The organism is Bartonella sp. AA81SXKL, from assembly GCF_042196945.1.
GTDB lineage: Bacteria > Pseudomonadota > Alphaproteobacteria > Rhizobiales > Rhizobiaceae > Bartonella.
Genome location: NZ_JBHIRH010000261.1, coordinates 431 through 694, shown reverse-complemented (window position 1 = coordinate 694; position 264 = coordinate 431). Strand labels below are relative to the sequence as shown.

The 264-nt window shown below is 37.1% G+C and carries 1 protein-coding gene; it reads left to right on the top strand.

The features are described from left to right. Positions 1–264 (top strand): phosphoribosylformylglycinamidine synthase subunit PurQ (locus tag ACFINZ_RS10965; protein WP_375701532.1); only part of this gene is annotated, 264 nt, incomplete at both ends.

The window sequence follows — 264 nt, the reverse complement described above, 5'->3', positions numbered from 1 at the left end:
AAGATTTGTCGCGTTTTTATTATAATGGACGAGTCATTTGTTGTCCTGTTGCACATCGCGATGGAAAGTATTTTGTTGATTGTGAAACATTAAAACAAATGGACGAGAATGAGCAAATTATTTTTCGCTATGCAGAAAATACAAACCCTAACGGTTCGGTGAATGATATTGCCGGTATTATTAATAAAGCTGGTAATATTCTCGGTATGATGCCTCATCCTGAAAATTTTATTGAACCTGCACATGGTGGTACTGAGGGCCGTT